The 17,364-nt window shown below is 44.4% G+C and carries 16 protein-coding genes; 9 read left to right on the forward strand and 7 right to left on the reverse strand.

Annotated features, from left to right (window positions below):
* Positions 1 to 148: 148 nt before the first annotated feature.
* Positions 149 to 1,378, reverse strand: coding sequence for a hypothetical protein (locus QUA42_RS19865; protein ID WP_333139394.1), 1,230 nt, complete (start codon positions 1,376 to 1,378; stop codon positions 149 to 151).
* 71 nt (positions 1,379 to 1,449) lie between these two features.
* On the opposite strand from QUA42_RS19865, the gene QUA42_RS19870 reads away from it, so the two are divergent.
* From QUA42_RS19870 to QUA42_RS19880, 3 genes are all read left to right on the forward strand, one after another.
* On the forward strand, positions 1,450 to 1,773 hold the full coding sequence (locus QUA42_RS19870) for a hypothetical protein (RefSeq protein ID WP_333139396.1): 324 nt from the start codon (positions 1,450 to 1,452) through the stop codon (positions 1,771 to 1,773).
* A gap of 835 nt (positions 1,774 to 2,608) precedes the next feature.
* Complete coding sequence (locus tag QUA42_RS19875; protein WP_333139398.1) at positions 2,609 to 3,145, forward strand: hypothetical protein; 537 nt, start codon at positions 2,609 to 2,611, stop codon at positions 3,143 to 3,145.
* Between the two features lie 5 nt (positions 3,146 to 3,150).
* Complete coding sequence (locus QUA42_RS19880; RefSeq protein WP_333139400.1) at positions 3,151 to 5,763, forward strand: DEAD/DEAH box helicase; 2,613 nt, start codon at positions 3,151 to 3,153, stop codon at positions 5,761 to 5,763.
* A gap of 78 nt (positions 5,764 to 5,841) precedes the next feature.
* On the opposite strand, the gene QUA42_RS19885 is transcribed toward QUA42_RS19880, so the two are convergent.
* Together QUA42_RS19885 and QUA42_RS19890 are read right to left on the reverse strand one after the other, a co-directional pair.
* Positions 5,842 to 7,764 (reverse strand): ABC-F family ATP-binding cassette domain-containing protein, encoded by a 1,923-nt coding sequence (locus QUA42_RS19885; protein ID WP_333139402.1) that lies wholly within the window; start codon positions 7,762 to 7,764, stop codon positions 5,842 to 5,844.
* A gap of 248 nt (positions 7,765 to 8,012) precedes the next feature.
* Positions 8,013 to 9,185 (reverse strand): transporter substrate-binding domain-containing protein, encoded by a 1,173-nt coding sequence (locus QUA42_RS19890; RefSeq protein WP_333139404.1) that lies wholly within the window; start codon positions 9,183 to 9,185, stop codon positions 8,013 to 8,015.
* Positions 9,186 to 9,774: 589 nt separating this feature from the next.
* Here QUA42_RS19890 and QUA42_RS19895 point away from each other — a divergent pair.
* The 4 genes from QUA42_RS19895 to QUA42_RS19910 all read left to right on the forward strand — a co-directional run bounded on the left by QUA42_RS19895 (position 9,775) and on the right by QUA42_RS19910 (position 11,700).
* Complete coding sequence (locus QUA42_RS19895) at positions 9,775 to 9,906, forward strand: hypothetical protein (RefSeq protein ID WP_333139405.1); 132 nt, start codon at positions 9,775 to 9,777, stop codon at positions 9,904 to 9,906.
* Between the two features lie 52 nt (positions 9,907 to 9,958).
* The gene (locus QUA42_RS19900) at positions 9,959 to 10,270 is read left to right on the forward strand and encodes a nucleotidyltransferase family protein (RefSeq protein ID WP_333139407.1); all 312 of its coding nucleotides are present in this window, start codon (positions 9,959 to 9,961) and stop codon (positions 10,268 to 10,270) included.
* Positions 10,271 to 10,576: 306 nt separating this feature from the next.
* Positions 10,577 to 11,152 (forward strand): TMEM175 family protein, encoded by a 576-nt coding sequence (locus QUA42_RS19905; RefSeq protein ID WP_333139409.1) that lies wholly within the window; start codon positions 10,577 to 10,579, stop codon positions 11,150 to 11,152.
* Between the two features lie 59 nt (positions 11,153 to 11,211).
* Positions 11,212 to 11,700 (forward strand): cupin domain-containing protein, encoded by a 489-nt coding sequence (locus QUA42_RS19910; RefSeq protein ID WP_333139411.1) that lies wholly within the window; start codon positions 11,212 to 11,214, stop codon positions 11,698 to 11,700.
* A gap of 226 nt (positions 11,701 to 11,926) precedes the next feature.
* Here QUA42_RS19910 and QUA42_RS19915 read toward each other — a convergent pair whose 3' ends face one another.
* A complete protein-coding gene (locus QUA42_RS19915) occupies positions 11,927 to 12,109 on the reverse strand; it encodes a hypothetical protein (RefSeq protein ID WP_333139413.1) in 183 nt (60 codons plus the stop codon).
* Between the two features lie 228 nt (positions 12,110 to 12,337).
* Between QUA42_RS19915 and QUA42_RS19920 the strand changes: the two genes are divergently transcribed.
* On the forward strand, positions 12,338 to 12,709 hold the full coding sequence (locus tag QUA42_RS19920; RefSeq protein WP_333139415.1) for a DUF4342 domain-containing protein: 372 nt from the start codon (positions 12,338 to 12,340) through the stop codon (positions 12,707 to 12,709).
* Between the two features lie 86 nt (positions 12,710 to 12,795).
* On the opposite strand, the gene QUA42_RS19925 is transcribed toward QUA42_RS19920, so the two are convergent.
* The 3 genes from QUA42_RS19925 to QUA42_RS19935 form a co-directional block, all read right to left on the reverse strand.
* Positions 12,796 to 14,127, reverse strand: coding sequence for a serine hydrolase (locus QUA42_RS19925; protein WP_333139417.1), 1,332 nt, complete (start codon positions 14,125 to 14,127; stop codon positions 12,796 to 12,798).
* Between the two features lie 291 nt (positions 14,128 to 14,418).
* Positions 14,419 to 14,751, reverse strand: coding sequence for a hypothetical protein (locus tag QUA42_RS19930; RefSeq protein WP_333054618.1), 333 nt, complete (start codon positions 14,749 to 14,751; stop codon positions 14,419 to 14,421).
* 31 nt (positions 14,752 to 14,782) lie between these two features.
* Entirely contained in the window at positions 14,783 to 14,956 is a 174-nt protein-coding gene (locus QUA42_RS19935) for a hypothetical protein (RefSeq protein WP_333082669.1), read from the reverse strand.
* Between the two features lie 276 nt (positions 14,957 to 15,232).
* Between QUA42_RS19935 and QUA42_RS19940 the strand changes: the two genes are divergently transcribed.
* Positions 15,233 to 17,098, forward strand: coding sequence for an AAA-like domain-containing protein (locus QUA42_RS19940; protein ID WP_333139419.1), 1,866 nt, complete (start codon positions 15,233 to 15,235; stop codon positions 17,096 to 17,098).
* Positions 17,099 to 17,364: the final 266 nt, after the last annotated feature.

The following is a 17,364-nucleotide window of genomic DNA, read 5'->3' on the forward strand; positions in this document are numbered from 1 at the left end:
TCAGCAATTAAGAACGTTTTGCAGGTTCCTATATTATAACTGTTTTCACTGCTCGTGAGGTACAGCCCGATCGCTGCCCATTACTGATTACCGATGACCTAACTCATAACTAATGACTGATGACTAATGACTGATAACTGATTACTGATTAGAACTTTTGGCCGACAAACACCGATCGCACATCTCCTCCCTTGCGAATCACTGCTTCTTGATTTTTGATTTCTGCCAGCGTCCAACCGCTAGCGCCGATGCTTTCGCCGACATAAATTCTGCGGGCTACGCCGTCTACTTCAAACAAAGCAGCCGATCGATCGCCCAACTCCAAAATCCCTACCAGCGTATGCGCGGAAGTCGGGGCGCTGCTGACGGCCGGTGCGGATTGCTCGGGCGCGGGCGCGGATTGCTGGGCTGGGGGGGCTGGTGCCGGTTCGGTTTCGCGAGCCAAAATCTTCGGTTCGGGAGACTCCGAGGGGGAAGCGGAAGCGGCGAGGGGATCTCTAGTTCCCGCAGCGGCGATCGCACGACCTGAGGCTGGAGCCGACGGCGAGGGGGAAACTGCAGCCGTTTGAGGAGCAGCCGGAGCAGCCGGAGCCGCAGCTACCGGAGCAGCCGGAGCCACAGTCACTTGAGCGGGGGGAGGGATGACTACGACTTGGGGTGCTGGTGCTCCCGGCTGCGAGGCAGCTTGTTCGAGGGCATTAGCAATGCGGTTGACTGCTGTCGAAAGACCTGCTGTTGCCGGCGGCGCACCGGAAATTGGAATGCTCGGCAGCGTCCCTGGGGTGGGGGCTCCGGGAACTCCTGCAAGTTGAGGGTTAGCTTGGGGTGCTTTTTTTTGTTCGATCGCTTCTAGGGATCGCTGCACATATTCGACAAACGGAGTATCTGGTGCTGTTTTGCCACTTGCTGCGGGTGTCTCTGGTGCCGGGGCGGCGGGCAAGCGCACGAGTCCCGACCTGCTTGCGAGCCATAACCCCATGACTAGCAGCAGCGACCCAAATGCTGCTCCCAGCAGGATTCTGTCGAATGATTGTTTGGACTGCTGTTTTTTGGCTGTTTCTAGGGCGACTTGGCGGGCGATCGCTTCTACGTCTTTTTCGTCCCGCTGGGGCTGGGGGGGTGCCAACTGCGACAAAACTATTTGAGGTACCGAGATCGACTTGAGCGCCACGAATTCTGGCTGCACGGGCTCGGATGGCAGTCCGCCACTACCGTCGAATGCTTGATCGACTCCTTCAAACAGTTCGTCCATCAACTGATCGGCGTAGGACTCTACTGCGACTGCTTCGGCTGGCACTGTTTCGACAGTCGCAACCACGGCGATCGGATCTGACGCTGATTCCAAAGACATCTGTTTGGCGATTACTTTTTGAGGCATAGTTTTCTGTTTGCTCCCGCTCCTCGACAACCCTGAGATTCTCAACTTCCGACTTCTACAGGATACTTGTGATGTTGACCAATTCTTGGTTAACAACAGGTCAATTGTATCTCACCCATCACCATATTTTTAGTCCTCTGCCAACTTACTTTACCCGATCGACTTTTGTTTTACCTGTTTTGGGCCTTTTCGCCCCTGCTTTCTGCTGCCAGTCTTATTTCCTTACCCTTACTTTTAGTGCATATTCTACTGCTTTTGTCAACCCTACCCTCCGGGCCTTCACAGTTTTTGACATACAGCTTTACTTGAGGCTCTCGCAAAAAAGCGGGTTTTTTGTCGCTGTTTCCGATCGCCTTGCAGCTTTGACAAGGATTTCAGACTTTTATCGGTCTTAAGTTTGTTGGTCAGTTTGCTTGACAGTAATAACAAGCGACCCATTTTATAACTTTAATAGTACCATAGCTTCATCACACTTAGGTAATAAGTAGTCAAAAGCTACAAAATCCTCTGTTAAATAAGAATCTCTCCTACTAATTTTTTTATATTTTTGATCTTGCAAAATTTAATTTTTAAATACATATAAAAATTTATTCATTATGTTTGATCATATAAAATTATATAGGGAGATGCTGATGCGCTCGAACTTTCGGGAAAATACCGCATTTTAAAGATGTATTATGGTAGGAATGGAGCGCACATCTCACCAAATTAATTGGCTGATTCAAACACAAGTGGGAGCGCCTACCTGTCTAGTTTTGCAATCTAGCTATACAAAATTTTAAAAGGGACGTGACCCCTCTATTAATGGCTTAATAATGATAAAAATAACTTAATTTAATCTGCTAATAATACATTTTTTTCGACCATAAGTGGCAAATCTTACAAATTTTATAGTGAGTAGAAGCCTATGAAGCCTAAATGGAAATAACGTATTTTAAGTTTCTGGAAGTAGAGTTGTAGGGCGCTAAATGCTAGGTTACTTCAATTCACCACCCCTGGCAAGACAGTATGGTAAAGTATGATGAAACTGGGTTTGGGTTTGAAGCAAGTCAATCATCTCTAGATGCAGTCTGAAAAAATACTCAGGATGATGTCTATGTCCAACTACTCCAGTAGGGATGCTGAAATAATTTTTATTGTACAGCATAGAAAAATTTTGTATAATAATTGTGCAGGCTATATATCTCCTGATATGCCTATCTGGTTTTTGGTGTCTAGATTTGAATTGCTATGGAATTTTTGACTATCGGTTTCCTGGGAATATATCGCTTTGAAGAGGGTGCGGCTATCCGTGGAGCGATTTTGATAACTGATACAGAAACGAAACCTCTAGAGTTTCGAGTAACCGGGCCTGTTCGTCCACAAAAATTCCAGGAGATACTCTACGGTGAGCTTTTAAATGAGCATATTTCTGTAGAACTGATTGGGTTACCTCTTCTGAGTGTTCTCCAGCAAAAGCCTAACCTGATTATTGTCCGAGATATCTTGTTTCTAGAAATTAATACTAAGCAAGAAATTCCGACGGTTCTCATGCTGAAAGAAGATGAGGCTCTTCTTAAGAGAGGCGCTTCTACTAAACCACTCAATCCTGAAGATTCTGGTCGTCCTCCAGTTAAAATTTGTACTTTGAGTCAATTTGAGCCAAAGTTGGAAGAGATTTCACATCAGTTGCAGCCAATTTTTTTAAATAGGGACTTAATGGAGCCATTCAATCGTCTTGAAAAAGCCTGTGCCGACTTTAATAGTCGTAACGAGGGCAATAACTAACACCTATGTTCCTGATTAAAGAAATTGCAAAGCAGCTTACTCGCGCTACATCAGGTGTTAGATATCCAGACCTCTACTTAATTTCGGTTTGGAGGATAGAACCCGCTGTTGTTTATCAGCAGAGTTTTCAGTTTCCAGCCCTATTGACTTCTGATAACCTCTGCTTAGTCATGGCAAGGAGCAGACCATCGGGTAATCTCCTGCTCAAAGTACCAGAAATTTACCAAATTCAGGCATCCCTGCCTATTCCTGAAAATTTGAGTATTTCTGCGATCAACATTCCGCAGCCAGCAGTATTCGATTGCACTGACTGGTTCATTCAAGGAGTTATGTGTTCGGAGAACTATGTCGAGCCATTTACTCCCACTAGAACCTTCAAGTACGAAAAAGTTAATTTTTTTGCCTCTCAAATATCCAAAAATTTGTTTTTTTCATTGAATGTTCCTGAGATTTTTGGGCATTATTTTGAGCAAGATAAAAAGCAACAAAATAAAGACAAAATCCCCACCCATTCGCCAAGTCAATGGGATCTTTTGCAGCCTATTTTATTACCTCCGCTATCGCTAGAGTTTCCGAAGAAGTTAGATTTTTATCATGAACTGCGCGGATATCAGCAACAGGGGATTAGTTGGCTTGTAGATCAGCCATCAGCTTTGTTGGCAGACGAAATGGGCACTGGTAAAACCGTTCAGGCACTGAATGCCCTACGCTTACTGTTTCGTGAAGGAAAGATTAGCTCGGCATTAATCGTGTGCCCACCTTCGGTTATCGGTAGCATTGACTTAAGTATTAAAACAGGTAGTTCTGAGGGATGGAACGGACACTTTTATCATTGGGCTTCTGAACTGGAAGTCGCAGTTATTCGTGGTGGCAACCAAAAGCAACGAAAGCTCGCATGGCAACGGCAATTTCATGTTTACATTACAACTTATGACACGCTGCGTACAGATATACGTAATCAAGTTTTAACTGATTGTAACAAGTTTGATTGTATCATCTTGGATGAGGCACAGAAAATCAAAAATAGAGATACTAAGACTTCGCAAGCTGTTCGTTATTTACAGTCTGAATATCGTTGGGCCCTGACAGGTACACCGCTCGAAAATAGCCTGGATGATGTGAAATCACTATTTGCTTTTATCCGTCCCGGCACATTCAGAGGTGGTGTTAAGGATTCTCCTGAAGCTGTGAAAGAAGCTATCGCTCCCTATATGCTGCGTCGATTGAAGCAGGATGTTTTGCAAGAGCTTCCAGATAAGGTACGGCAGGAAGATTGGCTGGATCTGGATAAACATCAGAAAGCCGAGTATGATCGAGCCTTACAGGCAGGTAGGCGAAAAATTGAGACATCTCTAGGTGTAGAACAAACCATTCAGGTTCGACAACATATTTTTGCATTGCTGGGTGAATTGAAGCAGATTTGTAATTTTGCAAAAGAGCGAGGGGAGAGTCCAAAAACAGAATTATTGCTGGAATATGTGGAAACGATTGCTGCTAACAAAAAGAAAGTTTTAATTTTCTCACAGTACAGGAAAGAAGGGACGGATAAAATTGCCAAGTTACTGGATCGAAGAGAAATCCAATATGTTGTGTACACAGGTGAAGTTTCCAACCAACAGAGAGATCAAGCAGTAGGTGATTTTCGTAGTAATCCAGATATTACAGTATTTTTAGCAACAATACAGACTGCTGGTTCTGGCATAAATCTGACTGAAGCAACTTATGTGATTCATTTCGATCACTGGTGGAATCCAGCGACAATGCAGCAGGCAGAGGATCGAACTCATCGAATTGGTCAGAAATATAGTGTAACCGTCTACAGCTTTTGGATGAACAGTACAGTTGAAAAGCGGATTAAGGAAAAACTTGTTGAAAAACGTTTACTGGTTGAAACCACCGTTGATGAGCTAGCAGTAGAAGCAATTGAGAATGCGCTTTCTACTGAGGATTGGCTAGATATCTTTGGAATTAAGCCCGCAGCCAAAACAATTCAGGTTGAAGCAAAACCAGCAGATGCACGTCAGTCTGAAGTGCGCGCTGAGACAAAAACACGACCTATAATCAGTTCAGTCCCACCAACTGAATCAGAATGTAGTCAGTATATTAAGGCCAATATGGAGTCTAATAAAATGTCAAACGATCGTTTTCGTGCAGTTGAAGAGAATCTGGAACTCCTCCGCCAGGACATAGCAGGTAGAGAAAAGGCTAAAATTTTAGCCTCCTTCGAGGAAAAAACTCGCATAGAGCTGGGGATTAAAGAGCTACGTAAGCAGATGCGTCCCTTTGAGGAAGAATACTGGCAGCTTCTAGCGACACGAGCAACCCAGGTAGAAATTACTGAACCAGAGGCGAAAATCGTGGTTGCAGAACTTGTAGAGCAAGTGGGGAAACTGCAAACTAGCACTCAGTATCCTGATGAATTACTTCAGTTTTTGCAGAATATCTACATTGAAGTCAGGAAATCAGGTACACCCGATGCCGCCAAGCTAAAGGGCGCACTGTCAATGTTTCCACCGTTTGTGAGCTTGAGTTACGAGGGGGAAATTGACATAGAAAACTTGTGCCGTACCCATCTGCCGACCTTTACCAACTGGTATAAGGCTCTATCCAAAAAATGAGCGGTTTGGCACTACCCACAGCAATCTTGAAAGTCTGTGTCCGGTGAGTGGGAAGGTTGGTATCGCACTCACCACAAATTAACCAACCCGTTCGGCTAACTCCAACCAGCGCTCAGTCGCATGATCGATCTGCTGCGTCAACTGAGCTAAACGATCCGATAACTTCTTTACCTCCGCAAATCCGCTCGGAGCATTGTTAGACAACCTCTTCTCAATCTCTTGTTTCTCAGCTTCCATCTTCGGAATTTGACTTTCTAATTGTTCGTATTCCCGCTTATCATTGAAGGAGACTTTGGTAGATTTTTGAGTCGAGCTTTGGGATTTGGAATTATTAGATTCAGCCGTGCGTGTAAGTTTTTCTTTTTCTTTTTGCCCTTTGAGTTCCTTTGCTTCTTCCGCTTTTTTGTAATCTAAATACACGGAATAATTGCCTGGATACAAACGCAAGTTGCCGCCCGGTTCCAAGGCGAAAACCATGTCGATCGTGCGATCGAGAAAATAGCGATCGTGGGACACCACAATCACGCAGCCGTTAAAATCTTCGAGATAATCCTCCAAAACCGCCAAAGTCTGCACGTCCAGGTCGTTTGTCGGTTCGTCCAAAATCAGCACGTTCGGGGCACTCATCAGCACTTTCAACAGAAATAATCGGCGCTTTTCCCCGCCCGAAAGTTTGTTAATCGGTGCATACTGTTGGTTCGGCGGAAACAGAAACTTTTCCAACATTTGAGAAGCGGTAATGATTTCCCCATCCGCCGTTTGCACCAACTCGGCTACACTTTTCAAGTATTCAATAACTCGCTGGTCTTCGTTCGGCGTCAAATCCTCTGAATGCTGGTCAAAATAACCGATATGAATGGTTGTGCCAATTTCGACTGTACCCGAATCCGGCTGAATGCGTCCGGTGATGATATCCATCAGCGTCGATTTTCCCGCACCGTTGCTACCAATAATTCCAATCCGGTCTTCGGGTGTGAAATTGTAGGTAAAATCTTTAATTAAAGTGCGATCGCCATAGGCTTTACAGATATTCAATAACTCAATCACCTTCTTACCAATCCGGCGGCCCGCTGTGGCAATTTCGACTTTGCCGTTGGCTGTTTTGAACTCCTGGGCTCGCATATCTTTAATGCGATCGATCCGAGCTTTTTGCTTGGTACTCCGCGCTTTCGGCCCGCGTTTGAGCCATTCCAATTCGCGCCGCAATACACCCGCGTGTTTGCGAACACTGCTGGCGGCGGATTCTTCAGCTAGGGCTTTTTTCTCCAAGTAATAAGCGTAATTGCCAGCATAATTGTAAAGGTCGCCGCGATCGATCTCCAGGATGCGATTGGTGACGCGATCGAGAAAATAGCGATCGTGGGTAATCAGCAGCAAAGCACCGCGATAGCCGTTCAAATAGTTCTGCAACCACTCCACAGACAGCGCATCCAAGTGGTTTGTCGGTTCATCCATCAGCAACACATCGGGCTCGGACAACAAAGCCGTTGCTAAGGCAATTCGCTTGCGGTAGCCACCGGACAAATCGGCAATTTTCGCATCAAAATTTTGAATTCCCAACTTAGTCAAAATCAGTTTAGCTTTAGTTTCCAAGTCCCACGCATCCACCTCATCAATGCGTTCAGACACCGCAGACAGACGCGCCATCAACTTGTCGGTATCGCCTTTGCCGTGGGACAGTTGAGCGGAAATTTCCTCGTATTCGCGCACTAAAGCCATTTGTTCGCCACTGTCGGCAAATACTTGCTCTAAGACAGTGTGATTTTCGTCTAAATCCGGCTGTTGGGGGAGATAAACAATTTTAGAGCCTGGATTGACCCAGCGATCGCCAGAGTCGATCGACTCCAAGCCTGCAATCATTTTCAGTAGGGTTGATTTCCCGGAACCGTTGGTGCCGATGAGTCCGACTTTATCGCCTTCATCCAGGCTGAAACTGGCATCTGTCAAGAGTTCCTTGATGCCGAAGTCTTTTTTGATCGATCGTAGAGTAAAAATAGTCATGAGTATAGAAAGTCATTTACCTGACTTAGTTTAACGCAAGTTCGATCGAGTCCGGTTGCACTTGTATGTAGCAATTCTATTTCATTAGTCTTTACTCACAGTCTAACGCGCATAGAGTTAAATATTTTTTTATTGCCGAATCGCAATTACAGCAGATTGCAGGGATCTTCGGTACATTCAATAGCCTGTAGGGACTAGGCACTGGCGTGTCCCTACCGATGGTGCGGACTTCACATACCTGAAATATGCTATATGATTATAGATATGATTATAACTCCTCCTAATACACACAATCCCCAACCCAACCGCATCAAAAAAACTTTTTTCTTTTGCCTTCTGATTATTGTACTCCATAGTGTAATAAATCCACCCAATAGTTCAGTAAATATGGCCACCAACCACTGCAACCATAGTGGTATATCTGGAGTAGGTTTAGTATCTTCAGGAGGTTTAGTATGTTGAGTATGTGGAAAGATTATAGGATTTTCAATCTGCTTTAATTTTTGTTTAGCTTGAGATATTTCATCTCGCTTCAATGTCCGATTTATCGAGTCAATTAGTTCATTGGAGAATGTCGATTTTTCCTTAGCCTCAACTGCCATAACATATTCTTCTCTTGAGTCTGTTAAGTAACCGTCTTTTTTGAAAAGAGTGAATCCTTTTTGGATGTATGGGTGTTTAGAGGGAGTTCCCCGCTCGAGGATAGTCTGCAAAATAAGCGCATCGCTAGCAAATGCCTCTATTGTTTTAACATCAAGAGCATCTAAAGCTTCATCCCTCGTGTCATATTCCTCAATATTATCCACAATACCTCCCAACAAGAGTGATGTTGTGGTTTCTTTAACAACACCAACTTTAATATTTCTCACCTTCTGATGACCATCATCTAAATCAGAAGCCAATTTCTGTGGTAATAGAAGTTTGACCCCTGTTTGATAGAAAGGCTTGGAAAAAGTAATGCCTTTAGCAGTTTCCAGATTCTGAGATGAGCTTGAATTTGGACCACATTCAATATGAATTTTTTCTGGCAGATTATCTGTCTTCAAGCCATGATATCTTGGGTATTTGTAACCGCTACCGTCATTCTTAATTTCATGATATTCAACTTCAATTTGTTTACCATTATTAGCTAACTCCTTCTTTAACTCCTCGCCAAAAGTACCACAGAAACCACCCGCTCGATTTATACTTACATTATTGCCGATTTCGTAAGCAGAAGTCCTAACTCCGAGTTTGAGGGGATTAGGTAACTGAGTTGGCGAAGTTTGCGAAACAGCAGGAACATAACTCAAAATACAAGCAAGACACGCTAAAGCCAAAATTATCCCAAGTCGAAAATTTTTGACAACCGCAAGTACAGAACTCATAACAGGAGAAAATCCCCCTCTAATGTGGACGAAAATCTGCATTACTGCGTTCATAAAATTGTGTTATTCCCAAAATAAGTGTTACTTAGATGACGCTCTACTTGATTAAGTAGCGTCTCAGTCGTTGCAAGGCAATTTAGGTAGTAAAAAAAACAGACGGATTCAAAGCTGTTGATACAGCATCTGCTGCCGGAGTAATATCTGACTGCTTTTTCGTGCGTTCTCAGTAGTTATTGAACTACTCTTACAATTATATACACCGCTCTCTTACATTATTCCGTACAAAACTCTAAATTAGATTCTGACGATCGCATGGAGCCGTTTAACTTCTAATTCACAACACAGTCGCCGCCGGAGCAACTCACAATGAACCGCAAAAACACAGTTTTATTAGTAACATGAGATTCAAGAATCAGATACCCACATTGGGAAATTATTTAGAGTGCATAAAGCGCCAAACCATGCTTAAAAATACACTAACACAAGGTGCTAAAAAGCTGCTAGGCGGTAAATAAATCATATCCGGGTTGTTTCCCCTCGATAATTATGAGATTTAAATCGCGACTAAACAAACAAAGTTAGTCTTCCAAGACCAATAGATAAAAGGAGTATTCAAACCGGATTTGCAATTGCAAGAAGTTTTATGACAACTTTTGACCACCCAGCGGCCGCAGCATTGCTCACCATCGCGCTCTGCGATCGAGCCACGCGATCGTACTGTACAAAAGCCCGATCGCTCAATTCGCTCTATAAGTTCTCGGTGTCATACCTGTAAATTACCGAAACTATTTGCTGAAATGGCTCTAGAGAAAGATTGAGGAGGCTGAATGAAAACCCCGATCGCCCTGTCAATTGAGCAAATCACCAAATTCTGCCAACAGTGGCAAATCATCGAACTCTCCCTCTTTGGTTCCATCCTTCGTGACGACTTTCATGCAGACAGCGACATCGATATCCTAGTTGCTTTTGCCCCCACAGCCAACTGGGGTCTACTCGATCGCGCTCAAATGCAGGAAGAACTCGAAGCAGTGCTAAGTAGACCAGTCGATCTAATCAGTAAACGGGCGATCGAGCGCAGTTCCAACTGGATTCGCCGTCAAGAAATTCTCTCTACGGCTCAAACTATTTATGTCAAATAGCCGCGATCGCGCTTCCTTAATCGATCGCTCTTTTTATTTCAACAACTGCTTCTCCCGTTTTACCCGTTGCGCGATCGGGTATTGATAAGAAGTCGTGCCGATCGACTGCTTAAACAGATCAGCGAAAAGTCCGTTAAGGTTATCTGTTTTCAGCGGAGATTAGGCAAGCAAAATCGTTGGCTTTGTTGATAAGTGCAAGCGATAGCCGATCGGGGTATCACACAGCACTGCAACCGACCTTATGCTAAGTTATTTTTGGAATTAGGAGCGATCGACCGCGCTAGCAAAAAAGGAGGATCTACAAAAATGGGTAAAGGCAGGTTAGAAGCATTCAGCGATGGTGTAATCGCGATTCTCATCACCATTATGGTGCTGGAATTGAAAGTGCCCCATGAAGCTGATTTAGCTGCGCTGCGTCCGCTAGTTCCAGTATTTATGAGCTATGTACTCAGTTTTATTTATCTTGGTATCTACTGGAACAACCACCATCACTTGTTACAGGCGGCTCGGCACGTCAATGGTAATGTTTTGTGGGCTAATCTGCATCTGCTGTTCTGGTTGTCACTCATTCCCTTTGTCACTGCCTGGACAGGCGAGAACCACTTCGCGGCCTGGCCAGTTGCGCTTTATGGCACTGTGCTGTTGTTGGCTGCGATCGCTTACTTCATTCTTACTCGTGCTCTTATTTCTCATCACGGTAAAGATTCCACTCTGGCAATTGCACTGGGGCGAGACTTTAAGGGTAAGGTATCAGTGGTGATTTATGGCGTAGCAATCCTGCTTTCCTTTGTGAACTCATGGTTGGCTTTCATGCTGTATGTTTTAGTTGCAATCATGTGGCTTATCCCCGATCGCCGTATTGAGAAAACTCTGACTTCGTGAAGAAGGTTCCCTAAAAATACATCGCCAGCCACCTAACACTTCGCTTTACCAATTAACCAATGACTATTCATCAAAACGGACTTTTTATTGAACCCGGTCAAGGCAGTTCTTACTACTTTGGTCAAGACCTCTATACCTTCAAAGCAGTTGGTGAAGAAACAGGTCAAGCTTATGCAATTTGTGAGGTAATTGTTGCACCTGGTGGGGGTACGCCGACCCATAGGCACAACCGAGAAAATGAATCATTTTATGTTCAAGACGGAGAGATTGAATTCCAGCTAGACGATCGTACTTTCGTGGCGACGGCTGGAACCTTTCTTCATTCACCGAAAGGCCAGCTTCACCGATTTACGAATACGACCGCTACACCCGCTAAACTGCTGATTTGGGTCACTCCTGCTGGCTTTGAGAAATTTATTGCCGAAGTTGGAAAGGCCGTGAATGGTGAGATTACCCTGGGAGCATCCTTGAGTCCTGAAGACATTGACAAAATTCTTACTACTGCTCCCAAGTACGGTATTGAAATCGTACCTCCACCATCCGAGTAGCGATCGTCCAATATCTTACCGTAAAACAAACACAATACACAGAAGTAAAGCGATAGCTCACAAGTATCTCTATCGAGTATGCTCGATCGGAAGATGTGCAGCTCGACAGCTTAAACACAAGTTGTCGCTGTCGGATTTCTCTTGACTCGATCGCCCGTGCTTTCCAATGTACTATAATTCAAATCCCAACCTTTGTTGGAGTATTTTTTTATGTGCCTGCAACAGCTTAAATAAAAAGCCTGCAAACTCTCAGTCGGCGATCGTCTTGCCGTGCTAAGTGCGATCGTTCAATCGCTGCAAAGTACACCGGAAATAGAGAATTGGCAATATTTAACTGCACGTCCTCATGCAAAGTTTCAACAAAAAATTCAAAACAGCAGCCACCAAGACGGGGGCTAACTGTACGCACCTTACTTGTATCTAGAGACGGGTTGTTTCAACAATATCTTCTCTACCTTTCGGAAGAGATAAAACCGCCCTGATCTAACGCCACAAAAATAATGTTTTGAGTAAAAAGGCGGGGGTGGAAAGTACGAATGCAGATTGTAGGGTTTCCTTGCCTGTCATTCCCAAGTGCGATCGCCGAAGATAAGGGTATAGAAATTAAACGGCTGGTTTTCACCCGCCCTTACACAAAATGAACTCACAACTAGAACAACAAGTAACAATTCTACAAGACGAAACAGCAGCGGCCGGAAATTCAGCCAACCCAACAGTTGAAACTCATGTATTCGCCTCAGAATTTGCAACAGAGGAAAAAGTTAGAGTGGAAGAATTTAAGATTAGCGCCGACAGTTTAATTGGTAAAGTCAAAGAACTAATTCAGCAAGGAAAACTCCGCCGCCTCGTCATCAAAAACTCGCAAGGGCGGACTTTGGCAGACATTCCGCTGATGGCGGGATTAGTAGGCGGCGTTGCAGGTTCAGTAGTCTTTCCAATTGCTGCTGTACTTGCTACAGTGGGAGCAGTTGTGGCTCATGTGACGGTAGCCATCGAGCGCCAAGAATAGTCATTACTCATTAAAAATCTTCTCTTCAAGTCCGCGAAGGCGGACTTTGTTTGTTTAGTAGCGATTTCAATCGCCGAATTGTCTGATCAACGCAAATTATCCGGTACTCTCGCCGCAGGTTGGTCTAAATAATTGTAAACAATCCGCGAAATCCGGCGCACAAAGTCTCTCACAATCGGGTCATTGTAAGGACGTTTGACAAAGATTGCCGCTAAATAACGCTTGCCGTTGGGCATATCAATAATTCCCGCATCGCCAACCACAAAGCCGATATCTCCGGTTTTATCAGCAATAACTGCTCCCGGGCCCAAACCGGAAGGCAAAAGCGTTCTAGTTGTTGTGTGCCGCAGTAATTCTAATGCTTGTTCCCGACTAGATTCAGAAACTAATTTATCGCGAGATAGCATCGCCAGCAGCTTTACCATATCCACAGAACTTGTGGTATTTGTTCCTTGAAAATCTCCCAACCAATTGCGAATTCTCGTATCAGTTAATCCCCAACTCCGAAAACGCTCGTTGAGTTTAGCAATTCCCCCCAAACGTTCAATAATCATGTTGGTGGCTGTATTGTCGCTGATGGTAATCATTTTATCTACGGTTTCTCTGATGCTAAACCGAGTGCCATTTGGTCTGTCTTGCATAGTTCCAGAACCGCTGGCAACTAAGTCGGACTTCATAACTAATGTTTCGTCTAGGCTAACTTTGCCTGCGTCTACATCTTGATAAAAAGCAATCAGAATAGGTAGTTTGATGGTACTGGCGGCCGGAAATACTCGATCGCCCTTGATATCCAAATAGTTTCCTGTATCTAAATCCAGAAAAAACATTCCGGCGCTCAGGGATCTATACTGTTCGATCGCACTTTCAATTTGAGGCTTAATTGCGGTCATTTCCGAGCCTGTGGACATCACCAAATCAGTGGAAGAGTTTCTCTGATGTCCCGGCAAAATAGTGGGCGTAACTTGACCTGCTGCTTGTTCTACGCTGGTAATAGCTGTTGGGATAAAAGACTCGTTCCCCGCTATTTGCTCGGGATTTGGCAACTGAAATGACCAGCGCGTGGCAGATTCTCTAATGACTCGGACTTTTTGCGGGTCTAACTTATAACCAGGAGTTAATTGTATCACTAACCTGGTTGTTCCGGTGTCAAACTGCCCGACTCTAATTTCTTGAATAGCTGAGTTGTAGCTTTGAGGACTTTCGGGATACTCCAAGACTATTCCCGGTAAATCAATTACTAAGCGGGTGGGATTAGCAATTAGTTTAACTTCCGGCTGAACTCCTGAATCTGTGGTTAAATTGAGTTGGTTGCCCCTGGGATCGAAGTGCCAAGATGTTAGTGTATAAGCTTTTGCGGGCAGGGCGATCGAGAAAAGACTAAGGGCGGCCGGTAACAGCCATCGCAGTTTTAGAGTCATGTTTGAAGAGAAAGAGTTGAACGGCGGCAGCGAGAAAGCGGCTGGAAAAACGTTATCAACCGCTTTCGAGACGAAGCACCTAGCATCATACAGTCAACTCTTGCCCGCAGCCGTATTTTTTTTATTTTCTTTGAGAGTATTCCGTTTCCGGGACTGATCTCAAATCCGGTTCTATTACCCCTTTTTCTTCCAGTCTCGCGCAGGCGGACAAAACTTTGTACAGTGGCGGATTCTCTTGGCAGAATTCTTGTTTTGTAGGCGCAAATTTTATTCGCCTTCGATGAATTCAACTTAGGCGACTTCCCGATTTCTAGCATCTTCAAGGGAGTCGATCGCGGCTTTGAGAAACACTTTTCCTTTAGCAACAAATCGGCGATCACTCAAAGGATCGTAAGCTTCCCAATTACCGCTAACTTCGCGATCGCACCACAAAAACCAGCAGCGGTAGATTTCCCCGCTATCTATATCATCGCACAAAGCCAGCCAATCATCCCCCGTGAGAGCGCTGGCATCTAATGCTACCAATTCAACCCACGCAAGTGCAGTGCAGGCATCGATCGCCTCAGCGTCAACCGAGTCAGATTTGGTAGCTATAGGTTGTGGCGAACACAGTGTAGACTTCATAATTTCTCCTTAATTAAATGAATGAATTTGCCTATTTATGCAACTGACCCGGTACGCCAAGTGGAAAAACTGTGTTTTGATAAATTTCTGGTTGGTCAAATTTACCAGCGGCTGATGCTTCTGTTAAATTATTAAGTGTATTAATTGTGAAAATGGCGGCGGTTCCCAAAGCGGCCATTGCCAGTCTGTGTAAGATTTTGCTCATTTGGCTGCTCCCTTTTTGCTTGGTGTATCTACTCTAAAAAGTTCAATGGTCATTAGCGGCGGAGATTGGGGACTTAAGAAAAACTTTTTCTCCTCAAATATATTCAACTGTTGAAGCCGTTATCAGGACAGAGTTTGAGGAGTCGATCGCCCTAAAAACCTCTCCAAGTAAAATCCCTTAAATTCCGGCTGGCTGATTATCTTCCTTAAAATCGCCCAAAATAGGAACTTAAGGCGTTAAAATTTCTAGATTCGTTCCCCTTTCACTGCAAGCGAAGTGCTCAAGTCAAAACGCGATCGCGGTCGCATTCTCACTGCCTCTGGCTTAAAGAAACTTAACGAGGCGCTCCAAGAATGGTCTGACCGAAATAATATTAGAGGTACTCTGACTGAAATCGAGGCTGAATCTGGCGTTGGTGCCGATACAGTCAGCAAAATTAAGCAGGGTAGAGAAGGTGCGGATTTGAGTAAAATTCGACAGTTGTTCGCGGCTTTTGAAATGACTCTGGCTGCTAGCGACCACCGATCGGCTAAACTGGAGGAACCGACAAATTTAGACGAGCTGGACAATTCGTCGGCCGCGGAAGATACAGCCAGCAGCAGAATTGTTAAAGTATTTGTCAGTTATCGCAGCGCCGAACCCGATCGCGAGTTAGGAAAACAGTTAGAAACGGCATTAAGTGCGATCGGTCATACAGTTTTCACAGCCGAAAATAACATTAGATTGGGAGATAATTGGTTTGAGCGCATTAATTTATTCCTCCAAGAATGCGATTATTTGCTGCTACTGTTGCCGCCAACGGAAAACCAAAGCGAACTACTAACATATCAAGTTCAGCAAGCAAAAGAACTGCAAGACTCCCGCCCAGACAAAAAACCAATAATTCTCCCCATCCGCGTCGGTTTTCCCCTCAACTCGCCTCTAAATCACGACTTGCGGGGCTATCTGTACCGCATCAAACAGAGGGAATGGAAAACCACCGCCGACACTCCAATTATTATCGAAGAAGTTCTGAACTTGCTAGCAGAAACTCCGGCACCAGTCACAGAGGAAACGGAAGATTTAACACAACAACAACTATTAGAAATTAGCAGCGACGAAATACCTCTACCCGCCGCCGAACCAGAATTACCGGGAGGACAAGTCGATGTCGCTTCTCAATTTTATGTAGAACGCCCGCCCATTGAAGAACGCTGCTATCAAACTATTGTGCAGCCCAGCGCCTTAATTAGAATTAAAGCACCAAGACAAATGGGCAAAACTTCGTTGATGGCAAGAATTTTGCATCACGGAGCTCGTCAAGGCTATTGCACCGTGCCACTAACTTTTCAATTAGTAGATAAAGCCGTATTTGCCAACTTAGATAAATTCTTAAAGTGGTTTTGCGCTTACGTCGGGCGCGAGTTGCACTTACCCAATCAATTAGACGATTATTGGGATGACATTTTTGGCAGCAAAGTCAACTGCAAAGATTACTTTGAGAAATACATTTTGCCACAAATAGACAGTCCTTTAATTTTAGGATTAGACGAGATCGATCGCGTTTTCCAATATCCCGACATTGCCGAAGACTTTTTAGGACTGCTGCGGGCGTGGCACGAAGAATCGAAGCGGCGGGACATCTGGAAAAAACTGCGATTAATTGTAGTTCACTCCACCGAAGTTTACATCCCGATGAACATCAATCAATCGCCTTTCAACGTCGGACTGCCTGTAGATTTACCGGAATTCAACCATCAGCAAATACAAGATTTAGCAGCGCGCCACAACTTGAATTGGTCGGATGCAGAAGTTGAAAAATTGACAGCAATTGTCGGCGGACATCCGTATTTAGTGCGAGTTGCATTATATCACATTTCGCGATCGGGTGTGACACTCGATGAATTAAAAGAAACTGCGCTCGCCGATGCGGGAATTTACAGCGACCATTTGCGCCGGCAGTTGTGGAATTTGGAAGAATATCCAGAGTTGGCGCAGGGGATGAGAGAGATTGTGGCTGCGGACTCTCCGGTGCAATTAAAGGCGATGCAGGCGTTTAAATTAGATAGTTTGGGGTTGGTGAGATTGCAGGGGAACGAGTGCGTGCCGAGGTGCGAACTGTATCGACAATATTTTCGATCGCACTTAAGCGCGATCGTGTAAAATTTAGTCAGTAACTGCGGTAAGTAATAATCACGTGAATGATACCCATGAACGATATTTTTTTGATAACTTCCGATAATTGGCTAGATTGGATAACCGTGTTTGGTTATCTAGCCTTTACAGCTTTCATTGCATGGCGCGTTTTCACCACAAAGTAGATATATCAGGACAGGAACTACAAATCATTGAACATATAGCAATCCTAAATCATTATCATGAGTACGGTACAATTATATGCAATACTTGATTATGACAAAAAAAATGAA

The organism is Microcoleus sp. Pol11C2 (assembly GCF_036701505.1).
Classification (GTDB): Bacteria; Cyanobacteriota; Cyanobacteriia; order Cyanobacteriales; family Microcoleaceae; genus Microcoleus.